Annotated in this window: 2 protein-coding genes; both read left to right on the forward strand. The window is 59.7% G+C overall.

Annotation, left to right across the window (positions count from 1 at the left end; genetic code table 11):
- Positions 1-1,251 precede the first annotated feature (1,251 nt).
- Positions 1,252-1,920, forward strand: a complete 669-nt coding sequence (locus AC1DRJ_RS20240; protein WP_477803710.1) for an ABC transporter ATP-binding protein — start codon at positions 1,252-1,254, stop codon at positions 1,918-1,920.
- 1 nt (position 1,921) lies between these two features.
- On the forward strand, positions 1,922-4,264 hold a 2,343-nt coding region (locus AC1DRJ_RS20245; protein WP_477803711.1), incomplete at its 3' end, for an FtsX-like permease family protein.

Below are 4,264 nucleotides of genomic sequence, written 5' to 3' on the forward strand. Positions count from 1 at the left end.
AAGTGGCTGCGTAGGTTGCGATATCAAGTGTGATGAGCGCACAGGCAGCATGACGGAAGGGGGCGGATTCCATTCCCGCGCAACAGTACGACTTTCTCCGGTGCATTTAGCTTTGTAACATTGCCATTAGGGTACCCGTATAGCCCCTCTTGGTTGTCGACGTTTTTTAACATTTTGCTGCTGTTGGTCCACTAAACAGTCCCGCGCTCACCGGGTTCCACCCTGGTTTTTTGAACCTTTGGCCTTGCTGGCAACACGTCTTCATCACCGTGCAGAAACCAGAAAAGGCTAGCCAAAAGACGATCGGGAGCAGTCTCGCCAATACAAGAAGCGCATCCAGGAACTTGAGCGCGAACTGCGCCGCAAAGACAGAGGCTCGCCAAAACAGCCGTGCGCTTTGGGGGGAGTTCATGCGTTGGTACTGCAAACGGCTGAGGGGCATGGGGAACTGGAGCATTAGTCTTGGCCCGGCGAGATGAGCTGCACGTACGAGCCAAAGAGAAAAAGCCGGAACGTTGCTCGGGTTGACCACGTAATTGGGAACCGTTCGGCACCGTGCATCAGCGATTGTTTTGATTAGCGTCGAATGCGGATTTTTTGCCAGGTGGCATCGCAGATGAATGGGCCAGTGTCGCCGCGAATGGAATACAGGGTYGCCCTATAGATGGCTGACAGACGAGTGCAGTGCAATCCGCGAATTTTTCGGTAAGCCCATTTCCAGTCATGTTTGCTCATGTTCGCTGTCTCTTCCCTGTAGATTAGGCATTAGTTACTTGATGTTACATGTGGGCGGTGGCGAACTATCGAGTTGTATGCTGACAAAATATAACTCGCCGTTTATGGGGTTTTTGAATGGAGAGTCGGTATCGATTCTTGCTGTTGAATCAGCATGGATTAGTGCCTTATGGATTGGTCAGCAATTAAAGAATCATGCGAGGCAGTCTGGATACAAAGGCAGGTCGCGGATTGCGAAGAGGCACTTCTTCTCAATAGCGATCTTTCAGTCACATCAGCATTGGATGTGCCACCGTCTTCGCGAGCAGGCTCACTCCCACATTTTTGATCTTCATGCGGCACAGATTTTGTGATCGGCGTAGATCCCCTGTAGGAGCGGGCTTGCCCGCGAAAGCTATCGTTCAGTCACATCAGCATTGGATGTGCCACCGTCATCGCGAGCAAGCTCGGCTCCTACAGGGGTATGTGGGAGTTAGGCGGCTATTCTTGTTTCATGCTTCTTGAACGGGTTTTCCCATGCTTCAGGTCCAAGGCGTCTTTAAAAGCTACGCCACCCCACAAGGTCCGCTGCCGGTGCTGCAAGGCGTCGACCTGACGCTCAAACCCGGCAGCAGCTTGGCGCTGATGGGCGAGTCGGGCAGTGGCAAAAGCACTTTGCTGCACCTGATTGCCGGGCTGGACAAGGTTGACCAGGGCAGCATCCGCAGCGGTGAACATCGGCTRGAGCAGATGACCGAAACGCAACTGGCCCACTGGCGGCGAAGCGAAATCGGCCTGGTGTTCCAGCAGTTCAACCTGATTGGCAGCTTGCGCGTGGAGGACAATCTGGCTTTTCAGGCGCGCTTGGCAGGGCGCCACGACCCGCGCTGGCAGGCGCATCTGGTGCAGCGCTTGGGCTTGAGTGATGTGCTGCGCCGTTATCCGGAGCAACTGTCCGGCGGCCAACAGCAGCGAGTCGCACTGGGCCGAGCACTGGCGTCAAAGCCGAAACTGTTGCTGGCCGACGAACCCACCGGCAGCCTCGATGAAGCCACCAGCGACGAGGTGTTGAAGTTGCTCCTGGAGTTGCTCGACGACACGCCCACCACGTTATTGATGGTCACTCACAGCCCACGGGTTGCCGCGCGGCTAGCAGAAAAAGTGCTGTTGCACGCGGGGCGTCTGGCTGGCCCGGACGAACGCTGAGGTGCGGGTATTTCGCGAGACATTACGGGCGCTGCTCAGCCATTGGCGGCAGCACCCGGTGCAATTTTTCAGCGTGCTGACCGGGCTCTGGCTCGCTACCAGTTTGCTCACCGGYGTACAGGCATTGAACAGCCAGGCCCGGGAAAGTTACGCCCGGGCCAGTCAGTTGATCGGCGGCGAACCGCAGGCCAGCCTGAGCGCGCCCGGTGGCGGGACGTTTTCTCAGGCATTGTTTGTCGACTTGCGCCGTGCCGGTTGGCCGGTGTCGCCGGTGCTGCAAGGTCGAGTCATCCTCAAGGGTCATGAAGATCAGCGCTTGCAACTGATGGGCATCGAGCTGGTGTCGCTGCCGGCCGGTTCCTCGGTGGCGGGGCAGGCATTGCCGATCGAGCAGATTGTCGAGTTCTTCAGTGCACCGGGCAGTACCTGGATCTCGCCGCAGACGTTGCAGACGTTGCAGACGTTGGGCTTACGCGAAGGTGACCAGCCGACTAGTTTGAGCGGTGTCGCATTACCGCCGCTGCAGGTACAAACCGACATGGCCCCCGGTGTACTGCTGGTGGACATTGGTTTTGCTCAACAGATTCTGGGGTTGCCCGATCAACTGTCGCGCTTGCTGTTGCCCAAGGATTTCAGCGCTCCGCTACCCGATACGTTCAAGGATCAGCTCCAGCTCAAGTCCAGCGGCGAAGAGAATAACCTCGCGCGCCTGACCGAGAGTTTTCACCTGAACCTCGACGCCTTGGGATTTCTGTCCTTTGTGGTCGGTTTGTTTATCGTCCACGCGGCTATCGGCCTGGCGCTGGAACAACGCCGGGGCCTGCTCAGAACCCTGCGCGCCTGTGGCGTCAGTGCGCGAATGCTCATCGCGAGCCTTGCCGTTGAACTCGGCGGTCTGGCGCTGATGGGCGGCCTCGCTGGCGTGGTCAGCGGCTACCTGTTGGCCAGCGTGCTGTTGCCGGACGTCGCCGCCAGCCTGCGTGGCTTGTACGGCGCCGAAGTGGCGGGGCAATTGAGCCTCAGCCCGTGGTGGTGGCTCAGCGGTGTCGGCCTGAGTGTGCTCGGTGCATTGCTGGCCGGCGCCAACAGTCTGCTGCGGGCGGCGCGTTTGCCGCTGCTGGCACTGGCCGATCCGCAAGCCTGGCATCAGGCGCACGCGCGCTGGTTGCGGCGCCAGGGTTGGGTCGCGGCAATGGCGGCGGTGATTGCGCTCAGTGCCTTGATCTGGGGCGACAGCCTGGCCAGTGGATTTGTATTGATGGCGGCGCTGTTGCTCGGTGCCGCACTGGCGCTGCCCGTGGTGCTCAATGCCGTGCTCAACCTCGTTTTGCAGCGCAGTCATTCAGTGCTTGGCCAATGGTTTGTCGCCGATTGCCGGCAGCAATTGCCTGCCTTGAGCCTGGCCTTGATGGCGCTGCTGCTGGCACTGGCGGCGAACATCGGCGCCGGCAGCATGACCGCCGGTTTTCGCCAGACCTTCAGCAACTGGCTCGAACAGCGCCTGACCGCCGAGCTGTACCTCAATCCGCAAACCCCGGCTCAGTCCCGCGAGTTGTACACCTGGCTTAAACAACAGCCGCAAGTCTCGGCGGTTCTGCCCAACTGGCAAGTGTCGATCCAGTTGCAAGGTTGGCCGGCGGACATCTTTGGTGTGATTGATCACCCAACCTATCGCCAGCATTGGCCGTTATTGGAGGCCTTGGGCGACAACCCGTGGGACCGACTGGCCACGGACGACGCGCTGATGCTTAGCGAACAACTGGCCCGACGACTCAAGGTTCGGCTCGGCGATCACCTGACGATTCCCACGCCGGGCGGCCCGTGGTCGCCGCGCATCGTCGGGATCTACGCCGATTACGGCAACCCCAAGGGCCACCTGCTGGTCAACGTCAGACACCTGCTGCAAGGCTGGCCACAGTTGGCGCCCAACCGTTTCAATCTGCGCATTGAGCCGGCATCGATCCCATCGTTCGTCAGCGAATTACAAGCACGCTTTGCACTCGACGACAGCCGCATTGTTGATCAGGCGCGGCTCAAGGGCTGGTCGACGCAAGTCTTCGAACGCACCTTCGCCGCTACCGCCGCGCTCAACAGCCTGACTCTTTGTGTGGCGGGCGTGGCATTGTTCATCAGCCTGCTGACCCAAAGCCAAAGTCGCCTCGGGCAGCTGGCGCCGTTGTGGGCACTGGGCGTAACGCGACGGCAATTGATGCTGCTCAACCTCGGGCAAACCTGGTTGCTGGCGGTGTTGACGCTGGTGCTGGCATTGCCATTGGGGATCGCGCTGGCGTGGTGCCTGGATGCGGTGATCAATGTCCAGGCGTTCGGCTGGCGCCTGCCATTG

The sequence above is a fragment of the Pseudomonas sp. P5_B2 genome (assembly GCF_056400445.1).